This is a genomic window from Erysipelatoclostridium sp. DFI.2.3, assembly GCF_019132535.1.
Taxonomy (GTDB): Bacteria; Bacillota_I; Bacilli_A; order Erysipelotrichales; family Erysipelotrichaceae; genus Clostridium_AQ; species Clostridium_AQ innocuum.
Genome location: NZ_JAHOOJ010000039.1, coordinates 1 through 23,512, shown reverse-complemented (window position 1 = coordinate 23,512; position 23,512 = coordinate 1). Strand labels below are relative to the sequence as shown.

The 23,512-nt window shown below is 44.5% G+C and carries 22 protein-coding genes, 1 rRNA gene and 1 riboswitch; of the genes, 21 read left to right on the top strand and 2 right to left on the bottom strand.

What is annotated here, in order from left to right:
- From rrf to KSZ58_RS21775, 6 genes are all read left to right on the top strand, one after another.
- Positions 1-96 (top strand): 5S ribosomal RNA (rrf, locus tag KSZ58_RS21800); the annotation flags it as partial.
- Positions 97-207: 111 nt separating this feature from the next.
- A complete protein-coding gene (locus KSZ58_RS21795) occupies positions 208-1,053 on the top strand; it encodes a putative manganese transporter (protein WP_008817664.1) in 846 nt (281 codons plus the stop codon).
- A gap of 70 nt (positions 1,054-1,123) precedes the next feature.
- Entirely contained in the window at positions 1,124-2,629 is a 1,506-nt protein-coding gene (locus KSZ58_RS21790) for a tetratricopeptide repeat protein (protein ID WP_035303564.1), read from the top strand.
- A 17-nt stretch (positions 2,630-2,646) separates the two neighbouring features.
- Complete coding sequence (locus tag KSZ58_RS21785; RefSeq protein ID WP_009588393.1) at positions 2,647-3,255, top strand: SOS response-associated peptidase family protein; 609 nt, start codon at positions 2,647-2,649, stop codon at positions 3,253-3,255.
- The gene (locus KSZ58_RS21780) at positions 3,252-3,977 is read left to right on the top strand and encodes an ABC transporter permease (RefSeq protein WP_009588392.1); all 726 of its coding nucleotides are present in this window, start codon (positions 3,252-3,254) and stop codon (positions 3,975-3,977) included. The genes KSZ58_RS21785 and KSZ58_RS21780 overlap by 4 nt, the downstream gene beginning before the upstream one ends.
- A gap of 71 nt (positions 3,978-4,048) precedes the next feature.
- Complete coding sequence (locus KSZ58_RS21775; protein WP_009588390.1) at positions 4,049-4,528, top strand: GNAT family N-acetyltransferase; 480 nt, start codon at positions 4,049-4,051, stop codon at positions 4,526-4,528.
- A gap of 108 nt (positions 4,529-4,636) precedes the next feature.
- Here KSZ58_RS21775 and KSZ58_RS21770 read toward each other — a convergent pair whose 3' ends face one another.
- Complete coding sequence (locus tag KSZ58_RS21770) at positions 4,637-5,251, bottom strand: ECF transporter S component (protein WP_008817659.1); 615 nt, start codon at positions 5,249-5,251, stop codon at positions 4,637-4,639.
- A gap of 83 nt (positions 5,252-5,334) precedes the next feature.
- Positions 5,335-5,449: riboswitch (FMN riboswitch) on the bottom strand.
- A 362-nt stretch (positions 5,450-5,811) separates the two neighbouring features.
- Between KSZ58_RS21770 and KSZ58_RS21765 the strand changes: the two genes are divergently transcribed.
- Positions 5,812-6,204, top strand: a complete 393-nt coding sequence (locus KSZ58_RS21765) for a hypothetical protein (protein WP_002610044.1) — start codon at positions 5,812-5,814, stop codon at positions 6,202-6,204.
- 458 nt (positions 6,205-6,662) lie between these two features.
- Here KSZ58_RS21765 and typA read toward each other — a convergent pair whose 3' ends face one another.
- Positions 6,663-8,498, bottom strand: a complete 1,836-nt coding sequence (typA, locus tag KSZ58_RS21760) for a translational GTPase TypA (protein WP_008817658.1) — start codon at positions 8,496-8,498, stop codon at positions 6,663-6,665.
- A gap of 127 nt (positions 8,499-8,625) precedes the next feature.
- Here typA and KSZ58_RS21755 point away from each other — a divergent pair, with 127 nt between their 5' ends.
- The 14 genes from KSZ58_RS21755 to KSZ58_RS21690 all read left to right on the top strand — a co-directional run bounded on the left by KSZ58_RS21755 (position 8,626) and on the right by KSZ58_RS21690 (position 23,242).
- Positions 8,626-9,939, top strand: a complete 1,314-nt coding sequence (locus tag KSZ58_RS21755) for a polysaccharide deacetylase family protein (protein ID WP_161129519.1) — start codon at positions 8,626-8,628, stop codon at positions 9,937-9,939.
- Between the two features lie 345 nt (positions 9,940-10,284).
- Entirely contained in the window at positions 10,285-10,542 is a 258-nt protein-coding gene (locus KSZ58_RS21750) for a hypothetical protein (protein WP_008817656.1), read from the top strand.
- 47 nt (positions 10,543-10,589) lie between these two features.
- Positions 10,590-11,183 (top strand): hypothetical protein, encoded by a 594-nt coding sequence (locus tag KSZ58_RS21745; RefSeq protein ID WP_008817655.1) that lies wholly within the window; start codon positions 10,590-10,592, stop codon positions 11,181-11,183.
- A 35-nt stretch (positions 11,184-11,218) separates the two neighbouring features.
- Positions 11,219-11,974 carry an esterase family protein gene (locus KSZ58_RS21740; protein WP_009271071.1) on the top strand — a complete coding sequence of 252 codons (756 nt, stop codon included), beginning with the start codon at positions 11,219-11,221 and terminating at the stop codon, positions 11,972-11,974.
- Between the two features lie 222 nt (positions 11,975-12,196).
- Positions 12,197-13,429: an MFS transporter gene (locus KSZ58_RS21735; RefSeq protein ID WP_002610055.1), complete on the top strand. Its 1,233-nt coding sequence runs from the start codon at positions 12,197-12,199 to the stop codon at positions 13,427-13,429.
- Between the two features lie 19 nt (positions 13,430-13,448).
- Positions 13,449-14,540, top strand: coding sequence for a helix-turn-helix transcriptional regulator (locus KSZ58_RS21730; RefSeq protein ID WP_008817653.1), 1,092 nt, complete (start codon positions 13,449-13,451; stop codon positions 14,538-14,540).
- Between the two features lie 297 nt (positions 14,541-14,837).
- Positions 14,838-15,248, top strand: a complete 411-nt coding sequence (locus tag KSZ58_RS21725) for a helix-turn-helix domain-containing protein (protein ID WP_009271070.1) — start codon at positions 14,838-14,840, stop codon at positions 15,246-15,248.
- A 71-nt stretch (positions 15,249-15,319) separates the two neighbouring features.
- The gene (locus KSZ58_RS21720) at positions 15,320-15,610 is read left to right on the top strand and encodes a hypothetical protein (protein WP_008817652.1); all 291 of its coding nucleotides are present in this window, start codon (positions 15,320-15,322) and stop codon (positions 15,608-15,610) included.
- Positions 15,604-15,756 carry a hypothetical protein gene (locus KSZ58_RS21715; protein WP_009588227.1) on the top strand — a complete coding sequence of 51 codons (153 nt, stop codon included), beginning with the start codon at positions 15,604-15,606 and terminating at the stop codon, positions 15,754-15,756. The genes KSZ58_RS21720 and KSZ58_RS21715 overlap by 7 nt, the downstream gene beginning before the upstream one ends.
- Before the next feature lie 624 nt (positions 15,757-16,380).
- Positions 16,381-16,914 (top strand): helix-turn-helix domain-containing protein, encoded by a 534-nt coding sequence (locus KSZ58_RS21710; RefSeq protein ID WP_002610059.1) that lies wholly within the window; start codon positions 16,381-16,383, stop codon positions 16,912-16,914.
- Between the two features lie 13 nt (positions 16,915-16,927).
- Entirely contained in the window at positions 16,928-18,505 is a 1,578-nt protein-coding gene (locus tag KSZ58_RS21705) for an ABC transporter ATP-binding protein (protein ID WP_002610060.1), read from the top strand.
- A gap of 1 nt (position 18,506) precedes the next feature.
- The gene (locus KSZ58_RS21700) at positions 18,507-19,355 is read left to right on the top strand and encodes an ABC transporter permease (protein WP_002610062.1); all 849 of its coding nucleotides are present in this window, start codon (positions 18,507-18,509) and stop codon (positions 19,353-19,355) included.
- Complete coding sequence (locus KSZ58_RS21695; protein ID WP_008817651.1) at positions 19,352-21,247, top strand: extracellular solute-binding protein; 1,896 nt, start codon at positions 19,352-19,354, stop codon at positions 21,245-21,247. The genes KSZ58_RS21700 and KSZ58_RS21695 overlap by 4 nt, the downstream gene beginning before the upstream one ends.
- A gap of 363 nt (positions 21,248-21,610) precedes the next feature.
- Positions 21,611-23,242, top strand: coding sequence for an AAA family ATPase (locus tag KSZ58_RS21690; RefSeq protein ID WP_008817650.1), 1,632 nt, complete (start codon positions 21,611-21,613; stop codon positions 23,240-23,242).
- The last annotated feature ends 270 nt before the right edge of the window (positions 23,243-23,512 follow it).

Sequence of the window (23,512 nt, the reverse complement as noted above, 5' to 3'; positions counted from 1 at the left end):
GTGGACACACCTGTTCTCATCCCGAACACAGAAGTTAAGCATATCAGCGGCGACAATATCTGGACTGGCTCCAGTGAAGATAGCACGCTGCCAGGTAATCTGACTCATCTTTTGATGGGTCTTTTTTAATCGTTGACGAATGATTGTTTTGCTGGTATAAAATTCGAAAGAATGGTAAAATTCTCTAGTATGTGAAGGAGGAGTTTTATGCAGGATGTACTACAGGATGTATTCCATGATGCGTTACCAATGATACCGTTTTTATTTCTGACGTATCTACTTATGGAGTACCTGGAACATAAAAGCAATGACCGTTTCCAGAAGCGGCTGGAATCCGCAAGAGCTCTGGGACCGCTGATTGGTGGTATCTTAGGCATTGTGCCGCAATGCGGCTTTTCTGTGCTGGCAAGCGGTTTGTATATGAACCGTTCCATTTCACTTGGAACCTTACTGGCTGTTTTTATTTCTACCAGTGATGAGGCTATTCCGATTCTGGTCGCACAGCCGAAGCAAATCAATGTCCTATTCTCTGTTATCGCAGTAAAGCTTGTTATCGCGGTACTGGTTGGATATATTGTAGATTTGCTTGTACGCGGACACCGGTTAAAGGAAAACCATCCGCTGCATGATATTCATGCGGAGTGTGAGAAAGAGAGTGTGGAGGAGCATCATTCCATCGTCTATATTGCTATGATTCGTACCATTAAAATCTTTATTTTTGTCTTTGCTGTAAATTTTGCATTGTCTGTTTTCATTTACTACATTGGGGAGGATACACTGCGTACCATATTGGCACAGGGCTCTTATCTGCAGCCAATGCTTGCGGCTCTGGCAGGATTTATTCCCAATTGTGCAGCCAGTGTGATTCTGGCACAGCTGTTTATGGACGGTGTGCTGTCCTTTGGGGCACTAACCGCCGGACTGATTACCAGTGCAGGCCTTGGACTGCTGGTGCTGCTTCGTATGTATGACAACAAAAAGGATATCCTGCGCATCTTTGCCATTCTCTTTGTGACAGCAATCACAAGTGGGATTGTATTGCAGCTGTTTTAGGCCATGGAAGCATGGTCTTCTTTTTTTCAGTACGAAAGTATAGTATAATAGGTGCAAAGGGGTGCAGACTATGGATTATAAGGAAGAATTTACACAGCTGATCGAGGAAAACAGGCTGGACGATGCACGTATACTGCTGGAGAAGCACAAGCTGTACGCGAGTGAGGAGCCTTTTTATTATGGGAATATGGGATGGATTCTGAATCATATGGAGCGCTATCAGGAGGCGGAGGTATTTCTGCGAAAAGGGCTTGTTTATTTCCCGGAGGATGGTTGGATATATTCTCAGCTGGGCTTTTCACTGGATCGGCAGGGGAATATCAGGGATGGACTGGATGCTTTGCTGAAGGCTTTGGAGCTTGGCTTTGATGAGCCCTGGCTGCATGGTGAGATTGGCTGGTGTTATAAGGAGCTGGGCAATCTGAAAGACGCAATTACATATTTTGAAAACGGCTTGCTGGATGATGAACGAAATATCTGGCTGCTTTCGCAGGCTGCCGAGGCATATTACGGGCTTGGTGACAAGGTAACGGCTGAGGAATACTATGTGAGGAGCTACCGTATCCTGCCGGATGAGGATGCACGCTTTGATCTGGCGAGGTTTTACAAGGCCTGTGGGGAATATGATAAGGAGATTCAAATCCTGCAGGAGATTCAACATGAGCATTACCAGGACTGGAGGGAATTTGAGCTTGGATTTGCTTATTTCCAGAAGAATGAACCGCAGGAAGCACTTTTGCATCTTTTAAAGGCTTTGGAGCTTGGAAGAGATGATACAAGTGAGCGAACGCTGCTTGGAGATGTGTATCGTTCCCTGCAACGTATCAGGGAATCGGATGAGCAGTATAACACGGCTCTGGAGTACTTTGAAAAGGCATTGCAGAAGGAAACGGATATCTATTGGATCTATCAGGAAATGATCTGGATTGCGCATAAGCAGCAGGACTGGACAAAAAAGCTTCAATATCTGGAGCGTGCCAGTGAAGAAAAAAAGGATGATCTTTGGCTGATGTTTCATTATGCCCGATGCTACAGTGATCTGCATGACCATGTTAAGGCTATTGCAGCCTGTGAGTTCTGTCTGCAGCATGGAGAGGAAGGCAGGGAAATGCAGGATCTGTATGCGTGGAATCTGGGAAGAAGCTCTCAGGGGGAGAAAGCCATTGCTGTTTTGAAGAAGCGGATTGAGCGCTTCGGAGGTGAAGCCTGGAATTTCAGCGAGCTGGGCTGGAATTATACACAGCTGGAAGACTATAAAGAAGCGATTCGCTGCTTTAAAAAGGCCTATGATCTGGAACCGAAGAATCCGTTAAACTGTTCCATGCTGGGGTGGTGTAATCTGCGGCTGAATCAACTGGATGCGGCCTTATCATTTCTTCTGGAAGCTCGTCAGCTGGGAAGGGATGACGGCTGGCTGCATTCCGCGTTTGGGGAGCTGTATACGGAAAAACAGAAATATGCGCAGGCTCTGGAGCATTATCAGAAAGCCCTGGAACAGGGCTATAATGAAAATTGGATAAAAAAAGAGATTACACAGCTTGAAGGACTGCTGGAGGAACGAAACGAAAAAGCATAAGGACAGGAGGCTTGCATATGTGCGGAAGATATTTTTTTGAATTACGGGAGCTGCCTGCATTCGCAAGGCTGAAGCATAAAATCGAGCAGCAGGCGCTGTTTGAGTTTGCCAGAGAGGAAGTATTTCCCGGCAATCAGGCACTGGTACTCGTTAACGGACAGGATGATTTTTCGCTGGATGTGATGAAATGGGGAATTGAGGGACCGTATGGTAAGCTGATCAATGCAAGAAGTGAAGGTATTGAAAAGAAAAAGACCTTTCGCCCCATGCTTTCTAAGAAATGTCTGATTCCCTGCAACGGATTTTATGAATGGGTGAAGGTAGGAAAGCAGAAGCAGAAAATACTGATCCAGCGCGAGGATGCTCCTCTGTTTTATCTGGCAGGAATTTATAATGAGCATAAGGAATTCGTGATTGTGACAGGGGAATCCGTAAGACAAATGAAGGATATCCATGATCGTACTCCCATTCTGATGCTCGAGGATCAGATTCCGCTGTATCTGCAGGACGAACTGGAATTTCAGGTAGATAACGAACGACTGACATTTACGGCAGTGGATACCAGGAAAGCACCTGTACCGGCTAAAAACAGCCAGCTGTCACTGTTTGATGAGGATGAGCGATGAGGCAGGCCAGAATTTTGTCATCGGCGTTTCTGCTGTTTCTTCTCTGGTGGCTGCTGGCTGTCTGGATGGATAATGATTTTATCATTCCCTATCCCCTTGATGTTTTGAAGCTGATGGGAGCGCAGCTGCAGTCTGCGGCATTTTATCAGAGTACACTGGTGACGCTGCTTCGCTCATGGGGCGGACTATTGGCGGCATTTGTAATGGCCGGGGGGTGTGCATTCCTATCCTACCGCATGCCTGCCTTCCATGATTTGTTTTATCCAATCCTGCTGCTGACCCGCAGTGTTCCCAATATTTCCTATATCATCGTTATCCTATTATGGTTCGGCTCGGAGAGCAGTGCGGCAATCGTCAGCTTTCTCATCATTTTCCCAACGATATACAGCAGTCTGTACAGTGGTCTGCAGCATATGGATGAAAACCTGAAGCGAGTCGTTCAGCTATATCCGGAGAGTCGCTGGTATTTGCTGCGCCGTGTCTATCTGCCGCTGCTTTCTTCCTCTATACAGGCATCGTTATCCAACGGGATTTCGCTGACCTTTAAGGTGGGTGTCATGTCGGAAATCATGGGGCAGGTACCGATGGGGATCGGACGGCAGATGAATTTATGCAGGCTGACCTCGGATATGACCGGTGTCTTTGCATGGACCGGATGGATTATACTGATCTTGCTGCTTATGGATGCTCTGCTTCATTTCGCAGGCAGACAAAAGGTCTGAAGAATTGCTTTGAGAATATTTTCTTTAGGAATTGAAGCTATGCAATGATAAAAACGGGAAGGAGAAATATCATGAAGGGTCACATTCAACTGCGGCCTGCACGGCAGGAGGATGCTGCTGCATTACAGTGTTTGAATGCTGATGTGCTTGGCTATGACTGTTCGCTGTCAGATACACAAAAGCAGCTGCGTCGTCTGTTACACATGCCGCAGCATCTCCTTGTGGTGGCTGAAAGAAAGCAGGAGCTTATCGGCTATGTGCATGCACAGGATTATGATATTCTGTATGCAGCGCCAATGATAGATATTTTGGGAATTGCAGTACATCCGGATTACCAGCAGCAGGGAATTGGAAGCAGGCTGCTTGCGGAGGTAGAGCAATGGGCAGAAAATCAGAATGTCTGTATGATTCGTCTTGTTTCCGGCGAGTACGTACAGGGGCACATGCCTTTTATGAAGCAAGGGGCTATGTGCGTGAGAAGCGCCAGCTCAACTTCAAAAAGATCATCAAAAAGCATGAGGAGTAGGCCTTTGGTATGTTGGGAAGGATGAAGTAATCCCTTAATACATGAATCGATAGCAGCTGCTTTCCATCAGGGTATGGCTTGCATAATAAAAAAAGCATCCGCTTTATCTGAATTCAGACCGAGCGGATGCTTGTTACTGTTTCTTTATAACCGGGGATACCTTTTTATAAGATAAGAAGACAACAATGCTGCACAGGACACCCTTTAACACATTGAATGGGGTGGTTGCCATCAGCACCAGTGCAAGCAATCCGTTAATGTTTGGATTTACTGCATGGCCAAATTCGATGATGCGATCCAGTGGCAGGTTCATAAAATAGGAATAAGCTGGCAGCATTACGAAATAATTCAGAAGTCCTCCCAGTATCGTCATACAGATCGTTCCTGCAATCAGACCAAGCAGGGCATGCTTTCTCGTTTTATCCCTTTGATAGATGATTGTGGCCGGAAGTACAAAGGAAAGACCAATCAGAAAGTTGGTAAGCTCTCCGACGCCCATCGTAATGGTTCCTCCGATGAGCAGATTCAATGCGATTTTCAGAGCTTCAATGCAGACGGCTGCCCAGGGGCCAAGAGCAAATCCTCCAATCAATACGATAACCTCATCGAAGCCAAGCTTATAAAAATCAGGCGCAAAGGGAAGGGGGATTTCAAACATCATGACCAGAAAGGCCAGTGCTCCCAGAATACTGATTTTGGCGATGGTTTGTACACTCATCCTGCTTTTTGTTGAAACATATGCTGACATATACGATTCCTCCTGTCTGTGTCAGCCTTTTTTCAAAAGAAAAAAGGTTTTCAACAAAAACCTTTAGGGACATATCGAAAAAAACTTAACTTCTTTCATCCAGACTATACTGTCGCCACCGGAGTTTCACACGGTTCTGCCTTATGGCTTGCGGGGTATACCGCCGATTGGGAATTTCACCCGACCCTGAAGTTTTTTGTCGGGTATATCATAGCAGTCTTTTCTCTTTCCGTCAACACAAACGCTCCATAAACTATATGTCAGTAATTTCGTCTTACTGTTGTCAGCTTTTCATGAGCCCTCAGTAAAAAAAAAGCAATTGAGAGAAATACGGTTACATCCTGTGTTGTTATACATCTGTTTGCTTTTCACACTACACAATGCTGTATATCATCTTCCACACAGTGGGCTATAGGCGCAATCCTCGATTGCTGTGCAATTCCTACGGGAAGCTGGTAAAACATGGGCTTTTTGTGTGATATTGTCGTAAAATTCCGACAGGCTGGAAATTGGAAAGGGAACGTGATATAATATGTCACAATCGAAGGGAGTTTTGAAATATGAAATGGTTTCAGAATTTTATGCGCGGGAGATACGGTGTGGATCAGCTGTCTTTTGCGTTATTGATTCTGTATTTTGTAATCACGATTCTGGGCACTGCTTTCCGTATCCCATATATCGGCTATGTGGCGCTGCTGCTGATCGTATGGTGCTGGTTTCGTATTTTGAGCAGAAATACATATAAGCGCTCACAGGAAAATGCGAAATTTATGGGGTGGATCTACCCGATTCAGAATAAATGGAGAACAAAGAAACGCGAATTTCAGGATCGCAAAACACATAAGTATTACAACTGTCCCAACTGTAAGCAGCGTTTGCGTGTTCCGAAGGGGAGGGGTACTATTACGATTACCTGCCCGAAATGTAAAACAAAGTTTGACAAGCGTACGTAACAGTTACTGCCGAAGGAACATACTCACGGCAGTTTTTTTCATACAGGCAGATTCCCGAGGGAAGCTTCTTGTTCATCGGAGAAACAGCCATTTCTCTGCTTATTCACACCTGCGTGATTAGTCTGAGCTCTCTACATCCATCCTATTTCGCGTCCCTCAAGCTATGATAAAGCCTTTTTAGGTACATCAACAGAGTTTCCATGGTGCTTCCAATTTTATTCTTATTAGTGAACGCACAGGAAAAGCCTAGTAAGCCGGGGTCCATACCTATGTTTCAGGCTTTATTTCCATGACCAAGGAAGAACCGTGCAGCTTTCCTCTAGTGGTATTCGCGTTCAGCAGCGCTGTTTCTCTTTCAGACTGTTCGGATTTGTATAAGGCTGGATGCATCGTTTGGTATTCGCAAGCCGCAGAAAGCATCATAAAAAAAACGCCAGATGCTGGCGTTTTCTGTTTGTTTATTTTACTTCATCGGATACTCTTTCACGATAATACTGACGGCGCTCATGCGGCTTCAGCCCCTTCTTGCGAAGACGGATGCTGTCCGGTGTGATTTCCACCAGCTCATCATCATTGATCCATTCCAGAGCTTCCTCCAGCGTCATGTCTCTTGGCGGCGTCAGACGCATTGCCTCATCATTTCCACTGGAACGAATCGCTGTCAGCTTTTTGTTTTTCAACGGATTGACATCCATGTCAACGTTTCTAGCGGATTCGCCGATGATCATTCCCTCATAGACCTCGGTCTGTGGAGAAATAAACAGGGAACCGCGCTCCTGCAGATTCCAAAGGGCATAGGTCATAGCTCCTCCGGTTTCTGTGGAGATCATGGCACCGTTTGCACGCTGTGTGATTTCTCCCTTATAAGGCGTATATCCCTTGATACGGCGAACCAAGGTACCCTCTCCGCGTGTATCATTGATGAACTCGCTGCGGTATCCGAGTAATCCTCTTGTCGGTGCCTCATAGGTGATACGGCAATAGCCGTTTTCTTCCACCATGTCCACCATGACGCCCTTTCGCAGGTTCAGCTTATTGATGATTGTTCCGCTGTATTCTTCCGGAGCCAGTGCAACAACTTCCTCCACAGGCTCTACCGTCTTTCCGTTTTCATCCTTGTGCAGAATAACCTCTGGCTTGCTTACGGCTACCTCATAGCCTTCCCGGCGCATCTGCTCCAGCAAAACAGAGATATGTAATTCTCCGCGGCCGCTGACCTTGAAGCAGTCTCCGCTGTCTGTCGGCTCCACCTTCAGTCCGACATTGACCTCCAGCTCCTTTTCCAGACGCTCCTTCAGATTACGTGAGGTTACATATTTCCCGCTCTTTCCGGCGAACGGAGATTTGTTGACGATAAAGTTCATGCTCAGGGTAGGCTCTTCCACATGAATGCTTTCCAGCGGCATGACATGATCCTTTTCACACAGGGTTTCTCCGATCATGATATCCGGAATACCGGCTACCACAACGATATCACCGCTTCTCGCTTCTTTTACAGAAACACGGCTCAATCCACGGTAGACAAAGACCTGTGAGGTTGTATTGGTACGCTCATGTCCAAACGAATCACAGATTACAACGCTTTGCTGTGCATTCAGCACACCCTGATAAATACGTCCGATGCCCAGACGCCCGATATACTCATCGTAGGCCAGCGCACTGATCTGCATCTGCAAAGGCTCCTCATCCAAATCCGGATAGGCTTCACAATGCTTCAGAATCGTCTTGAACAGCGGTTCAATGGAATCACTTGGTGTATCCATATCATACTGAACGATTCCCTGCTTGGCCACACCGTATAAAATCGGGAAGTCAAGCTGTGCATCCGTTGCATTCAAATCCAAAAACAACTCATACACCTCATCCACAACCTCCTGTGGACGGGCGTCCTTTTTGTCAATCTTGTTGATTAACAGAATCGGGCGAAGCCCCATCTCCAGAGACTTGCTTAATACAAAGCGCGTCTGCGGCATCGGGCCCTCACTGGAATCCACCAGCAGAATAACGGCATCAACGGTCTTAATGATACGCTCTACTTCACTGGAGAAATCCGCATGGCCCGGAGTATCTACAATATTGATTTTAACACCATCATGGATAACACTGCAGTTTTTGGAATAGATGGTGATACCACGTTCCCGTTCCAGATCATTGCTGTCCATAACACAGTCGACAACTTCTTCATTGCTGCGAAATACATCACTCTGACGAAGGAAGGCATCTACCAGAGTAGACTTTCCTGCATCGACGTGGGCAATGACCGCGATATTTATAATCTTTTCTTTTTCATTCATATTTAATTCCACCTTTTAGACCAACTATAATGATAATACGAAATCGCCTGAATTACAATTTTTTTCGCAGAATAATGCATTATTTTCGCCTGTTTTTCCATATACTTGAAGGAGCAGGTGATAATTCATGAATGTTAGACGTATTGTATGCCCTTTCCTTTGTCTGCTGCTGCTTTGCGGCTGCAGAAGTGAGAAGCTGGATGAGAATAAGAATCCGAATCAGGAAATTGGAACGACCGTGCAGGATATCCAATATAAGGATACCTATTTGGAAAGCATCATGTATCCGAAAACAGACATTGCAAAGCTGGACAAGAAAATCAAGGATACGGTGGATACCTATCAAAAGCATTTTCTGGAGGCGGTGAAGCCGTATAAGGAAAAACGCAAGGCGGAATTCAATATAACCTGGCAATCCTTTTATAAGGATGATCGATATGTTTCGGTAAAGCTTGCCATCTATCAATGCATTTATCAGAAGCAGGAGTATGTGGAAACGATCGTATACGATACAAAGAAACAGGATTTTCTTCATCTATACGATATTTTTGACGCGGATAGGATACAGCTCCTTTCCGCAAAAGCATCTGACTATTTTCAGAAACGCTTTCCCAAGGAATGCGATAATGACCGTTTTCGCACCCATATTTCCGCAGTAGAGGATAACTTCGACCGTTTTGTATTGAAAAAGGACCGTATGGTATTCTACTTTCCACAAAAAACCCTGTTTGATGAGGCGGCCACGTTTGAATGCGGCTATGACAGCCTCGGGGATGCCGTAGATTTAAAGAATGAAGCACAGCAGACAATCGTCCCCTATGAGGATATTCTCAATGAGCCCATCAAGAATATCGATCCGAATAAACCAATGATCGCCCTCACCTTTGACGACGGACCGAGCAAGCGCTATACACCTGCGATTTTGGATGCTTTAAAGGAGTATGGTGCAAATGCGACCTTCTTTGTCCTTGGCAGCAATGCGGATAATTTTCCGGATATTCTGCAGCGCATGGTGCTGGAGGGGAATGAAATCGGAAATCATACGTATTCACACAAGCAGCTGACGACGCTGTCAAAGGAAAACATCGAGGAGGAAATCATTGCGACGCAGGAATCCATTTATGATATCACACATCGCTATCCGGATGTCATACGGCCGCCTTACGGCAGTAAGAATAAAACGGTTATGGACTGTGCAAAGGGAAAACGTATCGTCACCTGGTCACTGGATACGAGGGATTGGCATGATCGTGATGCAAAGGTTGTGGTGGAACGGCTTCTCAAGCAGGTACAGGACGGAGACATTATCCTGATGCATGATTTATACGCCTCTACAGCCTCTGCTGTGCAGGAGCTGGTGCCAAGGCTGCAGGAGCAGGGGTATCAGCTGGTGACCGTGTCTGATCTGTATACGTACAGCAGGCATATCCGCCATTCCTGAGGGCTGCAGAGAAATATGCATGGGCAGTATGATGACGGCGGTTATTTACGTAGACAGCTGGGCTGTAGAGAGAGGCACCGGCTACAGGCTGGAGGGAAAATCAGGAAACCAGTAACCATATGCCGTTATGATGACAGGACTGTTACAGAAGTTATCAATGAGTGCCTGCGACAGTCCCTGTGTATAGGCGGATGCGATTTCTGTATCACCTTATCAGCAGGAGGCAGGAGGAAGATCAGAAAAAAGCTGACCTTCTTTTCATTCTGTTTCAGAAAGAAAAAAATACATGTCTTTCAAAATTGCTTTTTATATGGTATAATAATCAAAAGAGAAAGCTGGGAATGTATGAATTTTCTTATCCTATCCCCGCAATTTCCTGCGACAAACTGGAACTTTTGTGATCGATTGAAGCTGAACGGTATCAATACCCTGGGAATCGGTTATGAACCGTATGAGGAATTGCGGATCGAGGTCAGGCATGCGTTGCAGGACTACATACAAATACAACAATATCAATCCTATGATGCAGCATTGCGGGCAGCAGCGTTTTTCACATATCGCTATGGGCGGTTAAACGGTATGGAATCCTTTCAGGAAGGATGACTGTTTTTCGATGCACGGCTGCGTACGAATTTTCATGTGGAGAGCGGATGTACGGTTTCCAATGTTCAGCGATTTCTGGGCAGCGGGACACGGCGTGCGTGGATCCGGGCATGTGGTGTACAGTCACTCCGGCAAGACGGGCGTTATCTCTTCCGCAGGCACAGGAGCTGTTATTTGCACAGAAGCATGGCGCACTGTATAACGTACAGAAGGAACAGCTGTATGCATACGAGGATGCCAAGAAGCTTGCGGATGCATGGAAGTATGGATGTCAACAGCTGCTGGTGCCAAAGATGGAGGGAAGTCTTTATATATGGGAGGCTTTGCTGGATCATACAGGTGCTTCACGCGCAACAGCCGCAGGGCGTCTTTCCGGGGGAAAACAGTATCGGATTTCGAAAGAGGAAGAAAAAGAGCTGACTGTGTTTGCGCAAGAGGCATGCGCAAAATTGTGTGCTGATGAGTGGAGCTGCGGCTTCCTGCATATGCTGATATGGAAGCGGCAGGGGCATTGGGAGCTTTTGGACATACGTAGCGGGGCAGATCGATGTGTATTGCTGAAGGAATACCCAGATATCTACCAGCTGTGGGCGGATGGAATGTGCGAAGAGATGGAGCGTGCGAGTGCTCAAAAAAAATGAAGTGATGATGGCGCAAGAAGAAGGAGGGTATCTTTATGAACGTGGAGTATTATAAGGAATTGAGTCATGAGCTGAATCGGGATATGGAATTTAAGGTGTATGGACACACAGGCATTCCCTGTCTGGTATTTCCTGCCCAGAACGGACGGTTTTATGATTTTGAAAACTTTGGAATGATTGATGCTGCACATGAGTATGTGGATGCCGGCAGAATTCAGTTTTTCTGCTGTGACAGCATTGATAATGAAACATGGAGCAATGTCGACGGAAATCCAAGAGAACGTATGGAGCAGCATGAGCGCTATTATCATTACATCATCGATGAACTGATCCCCCGCATTCAGGAAATCAGCACCTATGCGAACAGCGGAAAAGAGCCGCACGATATGATGACCTGCGGCTGCAGTCTGGGAGCCTTTCATGCATTGAACTTCTTCCTGCGAAGACCGGATTTATTCAATCGGGTGCTGGCAATGAGCGGCTTGTATCATGCCGATTATTTCTTTCATGATTATCATGACGAGCTGACCTATCGCAATTCACCGAGTGATTATTTGCCGAATATGCCACAGGATCATCCATATATGGAGCTGTATCGCAATTCGGAAATCGTCTTATGCTGCGGACAGGGGGCCTGGGAACAGGAAATGGAAAACAGCATGCATCAGATGGAGGCGATATTTGCAGACAAGCATATTGATGTCTGGATCGATTTCTGGGGATATGATGTATCCCATGACTGGTACTGGTGGAAAAAACAAATTGATTATTTTTTGCAGTTTATGGTATAGGGACCTGTTCATCAGGTCTTTTTTTTCGGAAGACTGCCGCAAATAGAAAGCCTAGTGCATCTACATCCGGATACCGCATATGTATATGGTTTATCTGCAAGTCTGGTTGTTGCAGAGCATCCTTGTAAATATTTATATATTAGATGTATGTCTAATATACTGATTGACAATTATCTATCTATATTGTATTATATATTCATCTAATAAAGGAGATAGATATATATGGAACAAGGTTATCGACAGATTTTCAAACAGAGAGAGTTTATGAAAATGACGGGAGCGAATTTTATCAACCGGTTTGGTGACTCCATCGATATGATTGCATTCACCTGGCTGATATTTGAACTCACAGGCTCCGCAAGCTGGTCTGCGATTATGCTGGGTGTGAATATGATACCAAATGTGCTCGTTCAGCCCTTCGCAGGAGCGATCGTGGAGCGTATGGAGAAAAAGAACATCATGATTGCTTGTGACATTTTACGGGGAATCCTTACAGCAGGCATTGCCGTATTGTATATGCTGTCAGCTCTGCAGCCGTGGATGCTGCTGCTGATCACGTTTTTGAACAACACACTGGAATCCTTTCGCAATCCGGCATCCACAGCCTTTACGCCACTGATTCTTGAACGTGAATATTATGATTTCGGTCTTTCCTTTTCTCAATCCTCATCCCGAATCTGTGAACTCATCGGTACAGGGATGGGCGGTATCCTGATTGCGGCAATCGGACTGTCGGGTGCAATTCTGTTTGATGTGGCCTCCTTCTTCCTCTCTGCACTCATCATCTGCTGTATTCACAGCAAGGAAATAACAGAGAAAGCAGAAGTGGATATCCACAAAAGTATATACCTGTTGAAGGAAGGCTTTCGTTATGTAAAGGGCATGCCGCTGTTAATCGTCATCTGCGCCTGTGCAATGCTGATGAATATGCTTCTGGTACCGTATAATTCCTTTCAGGCTCCTTATATCAGCGGAATTCTGCATCAGGGGGCGGATTTATTATCCGTATCCTCTTTGGCTCTTTCCGTCGGTATGGGCATCGGATCCTTCGTATATCCGTATCTGCACAAGCATATGCGCAACCGGCCGCTGCTGTTAACTGGCGGTGTTTCCACCGGATTTTATTATCTGGCGCTGACGCAGATTGCACATCTGCAGGGTACCGTGGTGATTTATTGCACAATGGCAGTAGCTGCCTTCCTGTTCGGGTTCTGTATCGCTATTCTGATGAACATCGTTACGATATCCTTTATGAAGCATGTGGAGCAGTGCTATCTAGCCAGAGTCAGTGCCATCTTTAATGCTTCGGCAACCATTGCTACTCCGCTGACCTCCTTTGCAATGAGCGTTGTCTGTCTGTATGTGTCTCTCCCTGTAATTTTCGCATCCTTTGCTTTGTTTACTTTCGTGGTGTTTACTGGTATGATATTCCTGAAACAGTTGAAAAATCTGTAATGTAAAGGAGTTGGCGAGAGTGAAAATCCTGTTTAAAAACCATTTTCAGCCTATGCTGGAATGCTGTGAGCTACTGGAGGACTGCCTCAGAAAGGAACGCTATGAGGAGACCTTGCGGGGAGAGCATCTGCCGATTGAGGAGGAGAAACGTATCCAGTCTCATATCGACGTTTTGACCGATATTCGTTCCGAGGTGGATGCTGTATTTCTGCAGGACTATAAAGATTTGTCACTTTTGTTTGAAGATAAGAAAAACGGGAAAGTCACTCCTTTTCGCAGCTTTTTCATCAGTTATCTGGATATGGAGGAAACAGACTGGAAGCTGCAGCTGCAGAGGCTGCGCAGGGTCTGCGAGAAAGACCGCCTCTGTCTGATCCGTGCGTATATCAGCAATTTCGATGAAGATAAGGATTATAAAAATGTGGAGGATGCGGTTCTTCTGCAGGATCTCAATGCCACCTCACTATCAGCTGAGGATAAATGGGAGCTGTTGATGAAGGCACAGGATATGACGGCCGTACTGGATCGATGGGAGGAGCTTTTTATTAAGCTGCTTGCAGTGCTGGACCGGTATCAGAAGGAATATGCTGAGGCAGCAAGGCAGTTTGAGGATATGATAGAGAATCATGAGGAACTGCTGAAAGAACTGAGTGAGCTTACCGGCATGAAGCTGGACGAGGTTCTGTTCAAATCCGAGGAGCTGTTGATCCTGCCAGCCTTTTCGGGTTTTCGTTCCCTGTCCTTTCTGACACAGGATCTGAATGAGCATGGAAAGGCAACCCTCATCTGGGGGCTGGATATACTGTCTCTTCTGAAATATAAGAAGGCGGGCATGTCTGTGGATACCATCTGCACCAGTCTGAAGCTGCTCAGTGATAAAAGCAAGTTTGAAATTTTGTGCTATGTATCCCGGCAATGTGCCTATGGGGCGCAGATTGCCAAGGAGCTGCAGCTCACAACCCCAACCATCAGCTATCATATGCAGGCTTTGATGAATGCCGGATTCATTAAATTCCGCAAGGAAAACAACCGCCTGTACTATTCTCTGAACCGGGAATATCTGGAGGAATTTCTGGAGATGACAAAGCAGAAGCTGCTGTCTAATTCCTAGTAAAATGCTTCACATATTTTCACGTATTTCAAACATTTTTTATCCAAATAAATATCATATACTATTACACGAGCAGGGAAGTTAACCTTGCTTGTATGTACTCATCATTCTCCCTAATGATAATTCATACAATTTTCTATCCCCTTAAATAACATAATTTTTGGAAAAGCCGGAACCCCTTAACCGGCTTTTTCCATTTTTTGTATGTAAAGCCGTTTTTTCCTAAAAAGTGTCAAGTTGCAGAGGCATTGTTGCACAAACTGCATGTTTCTGATAGGATGTACGCAAGAGGTGTTGATGATGAAGGTAACTGCATATAAAGACCCGCTGACCCTGAGTGTGGATATCGCGCAGGAGCGGGAAAAGGCATTGGTGCTTTGGGAAATGGAAAAACGCAAAAAACGGCTGGAGGAGCTGTGTAAAGCCATCCCTTCCATGCTGAAAAAAGAAATCATGGAGCAACTGGATGAGCTGATTTCCCTGGGACTTGTTTCCCGGATTGTCCATGTTCATAAAAAGCCGACCATGATTGAATATGCGCTGACAAACCGCGGAGCAATGCTTTTGAAGTGTCTGCGAAAAATGATGGATGTCGGTATCGGTATCATGATGGATTATCATATGGAGGAGATTCTGATACAGGAGGGCTATATCGAACGGGTGGAGGTAGCATCAGAATCCGATGCTGAAACGCTGCAGAATGCATAAAGCTCTGCAGTTTTTTTATTGTGACATATATTATGTAACAATATAGTCTATACTAGCATTGAGGTGATTGTATGGCTTATCTGTCATTTCCGGATTTCATGGAAAAAAAACGGTATCGGTTTCAAAGCAGACTGTGGGAGGGGGATCCCATGTATCGCTCAAAAATCTGGAAGGCACATCGACAGGAATATGCGAGGGTCTGCCGGTTTGGGAAATATGCCAATGACCAAAAGCTTCTGGATGAGGAGGTTATGCAGTATGAGCGCCGCATTCTGGAGGCTAGAAGAAACAGCGGTATGCTCACTGAGAAGGAATTCAGACAGCTTCAGGACGAATTGCTTATGCAGTTTCCCTTATGGTGAAGTATCCGTACAGTGCCTTTGCCCTGCATGTAAAGCAGGATGCTCAACTCTTTCTTCATGAGATAAAAAAAGCCACCCATTGGTGGCATGCCGCAAAAATACTGCCTAGGTATCTTTCTTTACAGGCGGCAACAGTAACATTATAGAGGGAAGGCACCGTGTTTGTAAAGCTCATAGCGGCAGAAAAATCCAAGTTAATGAAAAGTTTATATTTGCATAAGCATGATACATGTTTTTAGGATGTAAGCGATTAACATAGCAGGTGATCCCCCTTTGCATATGAATTATGTGTTTGTATGGGGGAGGATATGTCTGCTGTATCAAAATGCGGTCTTTTCGTATAGAGAATGCCGCATAGCTTGTGATGAATAGAATGGCAATATGCCTTTATGCAAAGGCTGAAACAAGAAAAAAGGCGCTAGGGATACGCCTTTTTTCTTAATACAATAAATTATTAAGGGGATAGAATGTATAGAAAATAATTAGGGGAGTTATTTTCTATCTAGGCGAAGAATATCTTTGCCCACAGTTACTATAATAAAAAGATATAGTTAAAAGATATGTAAATTATGTGAAAATATGTGATTAAACCGGAATTTTTCCTGTTTACCAATGGAAACTTTTTGGTTTTGTTATTCTATTAAACAAAAAGTTTAAAATATTAAACTTTTTTCATACAGGGTATTGCATATGTCCGGTTTTATGATATAATCATCCTGTTTCAAATATCATACGGAAAGTTTAGTATTACTAAACAAAGGGAGGTATGTATGGATATCGGGCAGAAGATAAGGCAGTTGCGAACACAGAACAATCTTACTTTGGAGGAACTCGCGTCGCGGAGTGAATTAACGAAGGGCTTTTTATCGCAGGTTGAACGTAACCTTACCTCCCCTTCCGTTTCCACTCTGGAGGATATTTTAGAGGCGCTGGGTACCGACCTGGCGTCTTTTTTTAAAGACAGCAAGGAGAACAAGGTCGTCTTTAAAAAGGAGGATTATTTCGTGGATGAGCATGAGGAGTATTGTATCCACTGGATCGTACCGAATGCGCAGAAAAATGAAATGGAGCCGATTTTGCTGGAGCTGTCCCCACAGGGCAGCAGCAAGGAATTTGACCCGCATGACGGGGAGGAATTCGGCTACGTGCTGGAGGGCAGGATCACGCTGGTGAACGGCGATAAGGAATATCCTGTAAAAAAGGGGGAAACCTTTTATATTAACGGGAAATACCGGCATTATTTGAAAAACAACGGAAAGAATGAGGCGCGGGTATTGTGGATCACCACACCGCCGCTGTTTTAAGGAGGCGTAAGCAATGGAAGAGAAAAAGCTGATACAGTTTCAGAATATCGTAAAGGACTTTGACGGTACACTGGTGCTGAAGGGAATCAATCTCGATATTTATGAGAATGAATTTGTGACACTGCTGGGACCCAGCGGATGCGGGAAAACAACACTTTTGCGAATTCTCGGGGGATTTCTGAATCAAAGCGAGGGGCATGTGATTTTCGACGGGGAGGATATCACGGATGTGCCTCCTTATAAACGGGAGCTGAATACGGTATTTCAGAAATACGCACTGTTTCCGCATATGAATGTATATGACAATATTGCGTTCGGCTTGAAAATCAAGAAGATGAGTAAGGATGTCATTGAGCAGAAGGTGCTGAAGATGCTGAAGCTGATCGGTCTTGAGGGCTATGAGAAAAAGGATGTCACCTTGTTATCCGGGGGACAGCAGCAGCGTATCGCAATTGCGCGTGCTCTGGTGAATGAACCGAAGGTGCTGCTTCTGGATGAGCCGCTTGGTGCACTGGATCTGAAGCTGCGTAAGGAAATGCAGTACGAGCTGAAGAAGATTCAGCAGGAGGTTGGCATCACCTTTATCTATGTAACCCATGATCAGGAAGAGGCCTTGACGATGTCGGATAAAATCGTGGTCATGAAGGATGGCGAAATACAGCAGGTAGGAACACCGACGGATATTTACAATGAGCCGGAGAACCGCTATGTTGCGAATTTTATCGGGGAAAGCAATATCATACCGGGCGTCATGCTGGATGATTACAAGGTGATGTTTGATGATATCAGCTTTGACTGCGTGGATTTCGGCTTTAAGAAAAACGAAAAGGTGGATGTCGTCATACGTCCGGAGGATTTGGATATCGTGAAGGAAGAGGACGGCAAAATGACAGGTATCGTGAAAAGTGTGCTGTTTAAGGGTGTGCATTATGAAATCATGGTGGAAACCGTTCCGGGAACCACTGTTAGTGTCATGATGAATGTAACGGAGGAGCACGACGTTTCCAGCAGTGATGCCAAAGAGCGTATTTCCGCCAATGACTTCTATGTGGATATCGAGGATGTGAAGGAGCTCAACGATGCGGAAATCATCGCCCGTGCGGATGCACAGGCATGGAGCCCGCAGGATGATGAGTATATTTCCATCAATAAAATTGAATATGATATACCGGAGGAGATCGGTACGTATCCGGTTACCTTCTCCACAAGCTCCGGAACGAGTGTATCCATCAAGGTGTTTGTGGTGCAGCAGAAATACGTGGAGAATCCAAAGGCGAACGAAGCGATTTCCGCCTTCAATTTCTTTAAAACCGTGGACGAGCTGAAGGAGAGTGCAGCCATTGATACCGATTTGAAAACCTGGGCAAATGCACAGAGCTGGAAGCTGAGTGATGAAAGCGATGTGGAAATTTCCGATGTGGATTATGATTTTGATCCGGATAATATTACTGCGGGAACCTATCAGGTAACCTTCTCCACACAGGGTAGGGAATTTAAGGTTCATACAACGGATATTGCCGAGGAAGGAGCCGAAGTGGGTCTGAGCTTCTATCCGGAGGATATCCATGTCATGAGCAAGATGGGATACTGATATGAAGACCTTTAAGCGATTAACATATCCGTATATCATATGGATTACTGCCATGATCGTTATTCCCATGCTTCTGATTATCGTATATGCCTTTACGAAGCAGGGAAATGATGTGGCAACGCTGCAGTTTACACTGGAGCATTTCAAAAAATTCTTTACAGACCCTGATTTCTTAAAAACGCTGTGGCTTTCCCTCAGGATTGCCTTAATGACAACGGTATTGTGTGTGCTGATCGGGTATCCGGTAGCATATGCAATATCCCAGTCCAGCAAGCGCAATCTTCTGATTCTGCTTGTTACATTGCCGATGTGGATCAACATGCTGGTGCGTACGTACGCATGGATTGGTATTCTGGCAGATAACGGGCTGATCAATCACATTCTGACCTACTTCGGTATGGAGCCTGCGAAGCTGCTGTATACGGATGGTGCCGTGGTGCTTGGAATGGTATACAACTTTATACCGTTTATGATTCTGCAGATTGAATCCTCACTGGCGAAAATGGACCGCTCGCTGCTGGATGCGGCAAATGATCTTGGCGCAAACCGCGTGGAACGGTTTCGTAAGATCACCTTTCCCTTATCACTGCCCGGTGTGATATCCGGGATTACGCTTGTGTTTCTGCCATCAGTGTCCAGCTTTGTCATTCCCAAGCTGATGGGTGGCGGCGGCTACATGATGATTGGAAATGTCATTGAAAATCAGTTTATTACGGTAGGTGAGTGGAATTTCGGAAGTGCCATTTCCATGATCATGGCAGTGATTATCATGATCAGTATGTATGTAACACGGCGTCTGGATAAGGGAGATGACAGCGTCCGTGCAAAACGGGGAGGGAATGTGCAATGAAAAACAGCAAGCTTTCCAGAAGACTCATCCTCGGCTGTGTGATGGTGTTCTTCTACTTTCCAATATTATATATGTTGATTTTTTCCTTCAACGGCAGCCGCTCCCTGACAAGCTTTGACGGCTTCTCCCTGCAGTGGTATCACAAGATGTTCAATGACCGCAATATGATGGAGGCCATCTATTATACACTGGTTACCGCGGTGGTGGCGACGTTTGTATCCACGATTGTCGGAACGATTACCGCCATCGGGCTGAGCAAATCGCGCCGTATCGTGCGGGAGGTTGTACAGCAGATCAACGATCTTCCTATCATGAATCCGGAAATCGTTACTGCGGTGGGACTGATGCTGTTTTATGTGTCCCTGCATATGGAAAAGGGCTTTTTGACCATGCTGCTGGCACATATCGCATTTTGTACGCCGTATGTGATCTTAAGTGTCATGCCGAAGCTTCGCGGGCTGGATCCCAACCTGGCAGAGGCGGCTATGGATCTGGGCGCAAGACCGACGCAGGCAATGTGGAAGGTCATTGTTCCACAGATCATGCCGGGAGTGGTATCCGGTGCGCTCATTGCCTTTACGATGTCCTTTGATGATTTCATTATCTCATATTTTGTGACCGGCAACGGAGTGAAAAATATTTCCACACTGGTTTGGACGATGAGTAAGCGGATCAATCCGAGCATCAACTCCTTATCCACACTGATTGTCATTATGATTACCATTACGCTGCTCATTGTGAACATTGTTCCTTTGGTGCGTGAGAAGGCAGCCCGCAACAATAAGCCGATTTCCTATAAGGTCAGCGGCATTGTCGGTATGTGCTTTGTACTGGTGATTGGAGGACTTTTATTCGCTTTAAAGGGCGGTGTCGGCAGCACCTCGACAGAGGATGCCATTGCGAAATATGGCAGCGATACGCTGAAGGTGTACAACTGGGGAGAATATATGGATCCGGATGTCAATGCGGCTTTTGAAAAGCAGTATGGGGTAAAGGTGATTTACGATACCTTTGATTCCAATGAGCTGATGTATACCAAGCTGCAGGGGGGCGAAAGCTATGATGTTCTCGTACCGAGTGATTATATGATTGAGCGTCTGATCAAGGAAGAAAAGCTGCAGCCGCTGGATAAAGGTGTTGTTACGAATCTGGCAGTGCTGGCAGACGGTGTCAAGGGACTGTCCTATGACCCTGATAACACGTATTCCGCACCGTATTTCTGGGGTACGGTCGGTATTGTCTATAATAAAAACAACGTGGCAAAAGCCGATCTGGAAAAAGAGGGCTTCAATATTTTCCAGGATACAAAATACAAGGGAAGACTGTATCTGTATGATTCGGAACGCGACAGCTTCATGATGGCTCTTAAGGCACTGGGCTATTCCATGAATACCTCCAGCGAAAAGGAGCTGCATGCGGCCTATGAGTGGCTGGTGAAAGCCGTATCCACGATGGATCCGGAAATCGTGACAGATGAGGTCATCGATGCGATGATCAACGGCAATAAGGATTTGGCCCTGGTATACAGCGGTGATGCAGCCTTCATACTGTCAGAGAATGAGGATATGGAATATTTCATGCCGAAGGAAGGAACCAATCTGTGGAGTGATGCCATGGTAATTCCAAAGGATGCCAAAAATCCGAAGCTGGCAAATGAATATATCAACTTTGTTCTGGAATATGAGCAGAGTATGAAAAATTCATTGTTTGTCGGCTATGCTTCAAGCAATGGCGAGGTATTGGATGAGCTGAGCGGCAAGGATGGCGAATTTTATGGAAACAATGCGTATATGCCGCGTGTCGGGTATCCGAAGGACGAGATCTTTGAATATAATGAAAAGACGAAGAAGCTGATTTCTGATTACTGGACTAAGGTGAAAATAGCGAAATAGAGGTGGAATTCATGAAAAAAGCAATCTATCGCATTCTGATACTTATGGTCGTCGCCGTGATGGTTGTGTTATCTGTACTGCATTTTTAAGAATTGCAGTGGCGATTTTTAGATATGCTGGATAAAAAGAGATTCTATTTCCTACATGTTATAAATGATAAATTGTTTGTCACAAAATAAGTTCTATACAAAAGATGATTATGAATAAAAATATCAATAGATGTAGAGGATACGCTATTGATATTTTTAATTATGTAGGCTGAATCCTACAAAGGATGATTTCTGTGATTCCTTATGTTTTCATGCTGTGAAGGACTGGATTTGATATTTCTATGGTATAATAAAGAAAATGGCAGGTGATGTTATGAAGAGGATTCCAATCGGGCTAAAGGATTATAAAAAGCTGAAGGATGAAAACTATTATGTTGTAGATAAAAGCCTTATGATAAAGGAATATATGGATCGGGGCAGTGAGGTTACGTTAATCACAAGGCCTAGGCGCTTTGGAAAAACAATCAATATGAGTATGCTTGCGGAGTTTTTTGATATTACGAAAGACTCCAGAGAGATATTCAAAGATACTGCTGTCATGCATACATCTACAGCGGATGAAATAAATAGGTATCCTACGATTTTTCTAACATTTGCGGATGCGAAAGGTTCAAAGGAGAACATTATTTATCAGATCAAAAGCCAGCTAATGACGGCATATGACACGTATGCACATGTCTATGAGGAATTAAGGACATTTGAGAGGGTAAAGCTTGAGCGGATATCCACAGGACTGATGGAGGAGGAAAATGTCAGTTTAGATAAATTAACAAATGCCATTAGCTTTCTGATGTTAAAGTGCCATCAGTATTATGGAAAAAAGGTTATGCTGTTTATCGATGAGTATGATACACCGTTTATCGAAGCGCATGCTCTTGGTTTTTATGATGAATTACGTGGTGGACTTGCATCCATGCTGCACACTTCATTGAAAACAAGCAATGATTTGCAGTATGCCATGCTCACAGGTATTCAGCGGGTTGCGAAAGAGAATATTTTCTCTGATTTGAATAATCCGCTTGTATGTACCGTTAAGGATCGAGAATATGCTGAATATTTTGGTTTTACGAAACAAGAGGTTAAGGAACTGCTGGAAGCCTATGGTTTTGTATATGACGATGCAGTGCGACAGATGTATGATGGCTACAATATGGGAGGAATTGATATTTACAATCCCTGGTCGATTATTAATTATGTCAATCGTGGGGAGCTTATCCCTTACTGGGTGAATACCAGTTCAAACAAAATGATAAAATCAGCGATGCAGGACTGCGAGGCATCTTTCAAAGATGGATATGAAGAGCTGATAAGAACAGAAACTGTGAATACTCTCGTTAATTTTGAAACTTCCTTTTTTGAAATCAGAGAAACAAGCAGTCTGTGGGGATTATTTGTGAATGCCGGTTATTTAACAGTGGAAAAAGTTGTTGATCCACTATTGGGGAAATATATACTACGGATACCAAATAAAGAAATTGTAAGCGAATTTAGTTCGCTTACAGCACATTATCTTCATATAGACGAGAATAGTCTGGATATTTTACTAGATAAATTCCTTCAACAGAATTGGGATGCATTTTTAGACGGTTATCAGAAAATACTGATGAAAACAATGAGCTATTTCGATTTAATTAATGAAAATTCATATCAAACGCTGTTACTGGGAATGCTCATACGTTTAGATAACCGTTATGAGATTATCAGTAATCGGGAACAGGGAGAGGGAAGATTCGATATTTGTTTAAAAAACAGGAATGCAGAAGATCCATCCATCATCATTGAATTAAAATATACGAAGGATGTAAGCAAAGGTTTACAGGATTTAGCACATCAGGCATGTATCCAGATTACAGAAAAGCAATATGGCTATCCTATGCAGAAGGTGATAAAAATAGGACTGGCGCATTGTGGGAAACAGGCAAGAATGTACGTACAAAGGGACTGATTATGCAGTCCTTTTGCTTTTGATATAGAGGTTTCTAAATAATCGAGCTTTTATTGCCGGAAAATGGAAAACCATCATTGATGAAAGGAAGTATGTCTAAATGACAATCAGGTATTATATTGTAAAATTTACATATAAGCTTCTCAATGTCATTAAGTTAAAGAAAAATAGATGAGAGACATTTATACAAAAAGTATAGGTGTCTTTTTTATTTAGGCTTGACAAAATCAGAAAAATCGTGCGCTCCGTTACACTTCGCGCTTTTGTAAG

Excerpts from the sequence above, each read along its gene's own strand:
- KSZ58_RS21735 (WP_002610055.1), top strand. The coding sequence starts at position 12,197 with ATGGAACAAGGTTATCGACAGATTTTCAAACAGAGAGAGTTTATGAAA.
- typA (WP_008817658.1), bottom strand. The coding sequence starts at position 8,498 with ATGAATGAAAAAGAAAAGATTATAAATATCGCGGTCATTGCCCACGTC.
- KSZ58_RS21790 (WP_035303564.1), top strand. The coding sequence starts at position 1,124 with ATGGATTATAAGGAAGAATTTACACAGCTGATCGAGGAAAACAGGCTG.
- KSZ58_RS21710 (WP_002610059.1), top strand. The coding sequence starts at position 16,381 with ATGGATATCGGGCAGAAGATAAGGCAGTTGCGAACACAGAACAATCTT.
- KSZ58_RS21700 (WP_002610062.1), top strand. The coding sequence starts at position 18,507 with ATGAAGACCTTTAAGCGATTAACATATCCGTATATCATATGGATTACT.
- KSZ58_RS21705 (WP_002610060.1), top strand. The coding sequence starts at position 16,928 with ATGGAAGAGAAAAAGCTGATACAGTTTCAGAATATCGTAAAGGACTTT.
- KSZ58_RS21740 (WP_009271071.1), top strand. The coding sequence starts at position 11,219 with ATGAACGTGGAGTATTATAAGGAATTGAGTCATGAGCTGAATCGGGAT.
- KSZ58_RS21755 (WP_161129519.1), top strand. The coding sequence starts at position 8,626 with ATGAATGTTAGACGTATTGTATGCCCTTTCCTTTGTCTGCTGCTGCTT.
- KSZ58_RS21770 (WP_008817659.1), bottom strand. The coding sequence starts at position 5,251 with ATGTCAGCATATGTTTCAACAAAAAGCAGGATGAGTGTACAAACCATC.
- KSZ58_RS21780 (WP_009588392.1), top strand. The coding sequence starts at position 3,252 with ATGAGGCAGGCCAGAATTTTGTCATCGGCGTTTCTGCTGTTTCTTCTC.
- KSZ58_RS21785 (WP_009588393.1), top strand. The coding sequence starts at position 2,647 with ATGTGCGGAAGATATTTTTTTGAATTACGGGAGCTGCCTGCATTCGCA.
- KSZ58_RS21775 (WP_009588390.1), top strand. The coding sequence starts at position 4,049 with ATGAAGGGTCACATTCAACTGCGGCCTGCACGGCAGGAGGATGCTGCT.
- KSZ58_RS21715 (WP_009588227.1), top strand. The coding sequence starts at position 15,604 with ATGGTGAAGTATCCGTACAGTGCCTTTGCCCTGCATGTAAAGCAGGAT.
- KSZ58_RS21695 (WP_008817651.1), top strand. The coding sequence starts at position 19,352 with ATGAAAAACAGCAAGCTTTCCAGAAGACTCATCCTCGGCTGTGTGATG.
- KSZ58_RS21720 (WP_008817652.1), top strand. The coding sequence starts at position 15,320 with ATGGCTTATCTGTCATTTCCGGATTTCATGGAAAAAAAACGGTATCGG.
- KSZ58_RS21745 (WP_008817655.1), top strand. The coding sequence starts at position 10,590 with ATGTACGGTTTCCAATGTTCAGCGATTTCTGGGCAGCGGGACACGGCG.
- KSZ58_RS21690 (WP_008817650.1), top strand. The coding sequence starts at position 21,611 with ATGAAGAGGATTCCAATCGGGCTAAAGGATTATAAAAAGCTGAAGGAT.
- KSZ58_RS21765 (WP_002610044.1), top strand. The coding sequence starts at position 5,812 with ATGAAATGGTTTCAGAATTTTATGCGCGGGAGATACGGTGTGGATCAG.
- KSZ58_RS21750 (WP_008817656.1), top strand. The coding sequence starts at position 10,285 with ATGAATTTTCTTATCCTATCCCCGCAATTTCCTGCGACAAACTGGAAC.
- KSZ58_RS21795 (WP_008817664.1), top strand. The coding sequence starts at position 208 with ATGCAGGATGTACTACAGGATGTATTCCATGATGCGTTACCAATGATA.
- KSZ58_RS21725 (WP_009271070.1), top strand. The coding sequence starts at position 14,838 with ATGATGAAGGTAACTGCATATAAAGACCCGCTGACCCTGAGTGTGGAT.